1 protein-coding gene is annotated in these 4,032 nt (G+C 45.6%); it reads right to left on the bottom strand.

The window, feature by feature from the left end; all coding sequences use genetic code 11:
* Positions 1-88: 88 nt before the first annotated feature.
* The gene (gene secA, locus KAH81_10525; GenBank protein ID MCK5834088.1) at positions 89-3,469 is read right to left on the bottom strand and encodes a preprotein translocase subunit SecA; all 3,381 of its coding nucleotides are present in this window, start codon (positions 3,467-3,469) and stop codon (positions 89-91) included.
* Between the last annotated feature and the right edge of the window lie 563 nt (positions 3,470-4,032).

Genomic DNA, 4,032 nt, shown 5'->3' with positions numbered 1-4,032 from the left:
CTCAGGCGGCGGATAACATCAAAAGTCTGGCCATGGTGTTCGGTGCCATTGAAAGCGCGGAAACTGGGAAACGGGTTCTTATCAAAACCTAATCCAGCAACGCACAACATTTTTTGTATTTTTTGCCGCTGCCGCATGGACATAGATCATTCCTTCCTACTTTTTCCTCTTTGATAATTGGCGCTTTAGCATTTGGTTTTCGGGACTGTCCTCGTTGTTGAGGGGGGGGTATTGTCGCGCCCTGGCCGGAGGCCGATACACCATAACCAGCTTTAGTAGAGTGAACTTCCCTGATATTTTGTTCTCTTTGATGAGCTTGAGGGGAAGGAGGCGCAATCTGTGCTTTGAAAAGCCGCTCTAAGGATGTCCGATTGATTCGGTCGAGAAGATCGGCGAAAAGCTCAAAAGCCTCACGCTTATATTCGACAAGGGGATCTTTTTGTGCGTATGAACGGAGACCAATACCTTCTTTTAAACTGTCGAGTGCATAGAGGTTCTCTCGCCATTGCCCATCGATAGTCATAAGAAGGACAAAGCGTTCGAGCTGACGCATAACATCAGACCCAAGCATCTGCTCGCGCCTTTGGTAAGCCTCAAGTGCAGTATCTTCAAGAGCATCGCGAAGGTCAATTTGTTTGAACTTGGGTTCGATGCCTCCTTTTGGCTCGAAGGCATAAAGGAAGGTCCTGGAGAATTCCGATTTAAGCTCATCCCAATTCCAATCCTCTGAAGGGGTTCCTGGATCGGTATAGTTGGAGATAAGGTTATCTATATGCTCGTTGATTATCGATTTGAATTTGTCCTTAAGGTTTTCACCATCGAGAATTTTATTTCGAAGGGTATAAATGACTTCGCGTTGGGTGTTATTAACATCATCGTATTCGAGGAGATGTTTTCTGATAGCGAAGTTTTGTGCCTCGACGCGCTTTTGAGCCCTCTCGATGGATTTTGTAATTAGTGTATGGGTTATGGCCTCACCCTCTTCGGCGCCTAGTTTGTCCATTATCATCGCGACACGCTCAGAGCCGAACAGCCGCATAAGGTCATCCTCGAGTGATAGATAAAATTTGGAAGAACCGGGATCACCCTGCCTTCCACTACGGCCTCGAAGCTGTCTGTCGATACGCCTCGATTCGTGACGCTCGGTGCCAATGATATGTAGGCCGCAAGGGACTTCAGCCCTGCATTCGCCAAGTGTCCATTCGCCATCGGCAACGAGGTTGCTATCGGGAAGGCTGGATAGTAAATGGCATCCCTCGAGGCAGCGGACAACAGAAGGCCCAAGTTTGATATCTGTTCCTCTGCCCGCCATGTTAGTTGCGATTGTTACGGCACCTGGTTTTCCAGCTTCGGCAACGACTATGGCCTCTTTGCCGTGTTGTTTCGCATTCAGGACATGGTGGCTAATATTACGCCGCGAAAGCATGCGCGAGAGAGTTTCTGAAACCTCGACACTGACAGTTCCAACTAGGATAGGACGGTTTTTTTTATGCCAATATTCTATTTCATCGAGGGCTGCATTGAATTTCTCTCTTCGGGTCATATAGACCTGATCTTCAAAATCATTTCTGCGAATCGGACGATTAGAGGGAATAACGACTACATCTAATTTATATATTTCCCAAAACTCATTGGCCTCGGTTTCAGCTGTTCCGGTCATACCGGCAAGCTTATCGAACATACGGAAATAATTCTGAAGTGTGATTGTTGCTATGGTCTGTGTTTCGGATTGCACTCGAACATTTTCTTTTGCCTCGAGGGCCTGATGGAGTCCGTCGGAGAACTGCCTTCCGGGCATAAGTCTTCCGGTGAAAGAGTCAACTATAATGACCTTACCATCCATGACAACATAATCGACATCTTTCGCAAAGAGGATATGCGCCTTCAGAAGCTGGCTTATGGCATGGTTGATTACCGAGCGCTCGGAATAGAGCGAATAAGCCTTTTTTTTCTCTTCGGCCTTTTGAGGTTCATCTAAATTTTCGTTTCCTTCGATCTCAGAGACTATTGTAGTAATGTCCGGGAGCTCAAAAATCTCGGGATTACGGCTATCTAGGGAATTACGTCCTTTTTCTGAGAGGTTGATGGAGTTCTCTTGTTCATCTACCGAGAAAAAGAGCAGTTCGTCAACTTCGTGCAAAATTTTGTCGCGCATTTTGTCGGCCTCGATGCGCTGGATCAGTTTTGCAATGCCCTGCTCTTTTTGGAATTTCAGGAATCTGCTTATCTTAGGCGTGCTACGCTTAACCATGAGGAGTTTTTCGCCGGCGCTGTAGATAACATCTTTATTTTGATTGCTGGATTCTTCGAAGAAGCCTGCTGTTTTAAGGTCGTTGTCGGCTTCATTGAGAAGCGATGTTGATTGTGACATTTGTCTTCGGACAAGTTGTTGGACTCCGGGTTCGTATTTTGAGAAAGTTTCGTGGATTTTCGATTCTACCGGCCCGGATATAATGAGTGGTGTCCGCGCCTCATCGATAAGAACGCTGTCAACCTCATCGACGATTGCAAAATGGAATTCTCGTTGGACGCGTTCTTCTTTACGCCTAGAGAGGTTGTCGCGAAGGTAGTCGAAGCCGAATTCATTATTTGTGCCATATGTGATATCGGCATCGTATTGAGCTTTGCGCTCGGGTGTATGCGGTTCTACACTGTGTTGAATGCAACCCACTGAGAGGCCGAGGAAATTATAAATTTGACCCATCCACTCGGAATCGCGTTGGGAGAGGTAATCGTTAACAGTAACAACATGAACACCGCGGCCGGTGAGTGCATTTAGAAATACAGGAAAAACCGCCGCAAGTGTTTTTCCCTCGCCTGTTGCCATTTCCGCAATCTTCCCCTGATGCAAAACTATCCCACCGATAATTTGGACATCGAATGGTATAACAGCTCGAAAAATTTGTCCATCTTCAAAACGAACGAGGGTGAAACTATTTGTTAGAGGATGAGCTATTTTTTCGGGGAGTTCCGCTGTCCATCTCTTGGAATACCCGGGTGGTGTGCGTTCTTCCCATTTGAAATCCTCGGTTTGATAGAATTCCGATACATTGTCACCCCATGTCATTCTTTGGCTAGCGGCGAAGAATTCCTTTGCTGTCAAGCGATAACATACTTCGCGCACAAGTGCGAAAGCCTCAGGAAGTATCTCTTCAAGGACTTGTCGATTGGCGTCATGAAGTTCTTTTTGCAGCTCTTCTTTCCGGGTTTCCGCCTTTTCTCGAAGTTCTTCGCCCAATTCTGTAGATAAATCGATTTCTATTTGTTCGAGTTCTTCAGTTAAATTGTGTGTGTATTCGCCTATCTTCTTTTTATATCCTTCGGATTTAACCAGTAATTCCTTATCAGATATAGATTTAAACGATTCACCTATCGAGTTTATCTCTTCGATTATGGGTATCAGCTTTTTAATTTCCCTATCGCTTGCGGTGCCGAATACTCTCTTTAATATTTCGTTGAATTTAGACATTTTACATCCTGTAATTAATTAACTCGGTTAATATATCTTCTCGGATGCACACTGTCAAGGTGTTGATTGAAGGATGCAAGAGGTATGTTTGCGGTTTCATTTTTTTACTTCCCGCCATTCCGGCCGTCACGCTCCGTGCGAGTGCCTAATTTTCTTGCGCACGGACTCTCCCTATAGCCCAACTTCCGGGACCCTCGCGCCGGCCTTTGGTTCATCAAAGCGGGGCGTGACAGCGCGGGGGCGGTATGAAATTCAACCGAAGATCTCCGCGAAGGCAGATTTAAGCGGCGGTTAATCCGAACTCGATAGAATGATTGATCACAACTGCCGACTGAAACGAATCGTTTATCTGGAATAATTCGGATTATTGTTCTATTGGATGCCTTTCTGATCATCTTGTGCACCCCACTCGAACCTTATTGACTTTAGTATGGAAATCAGCATAATTGCTAAAACTATCGAATTGAGGTAGAATTGAGACAAAGATTCATCCTTCTCCTATTAGTTTCCTGTGTGTCGCTATTTGCCGATGTTATTTTGCTCGAAGATTCGCCTGCATATAC

The sequence above is a fragment of the bacterium genome (genome assembly GCA_023145965.1).
Taxonomy (GTDB): Bacteria; UBP14; UBA6098; order UBA6098; family UBA6098; genus UBA6098.
The sequence above is the reverse complement of the archived record's forward strand: the minus strand, read 5'-3'. Positions and strand labels throughout refer to the sequence as shown.

Excerpts from the sequence above, each read along its gene's own strand:
- secA (MCK5834088.1), bottom strand. The coding sequence starts at position 3,469 with ATGTCTAAATTCAACGAAATATTAAAGAGAGTATTCGGCACCGCAAGC.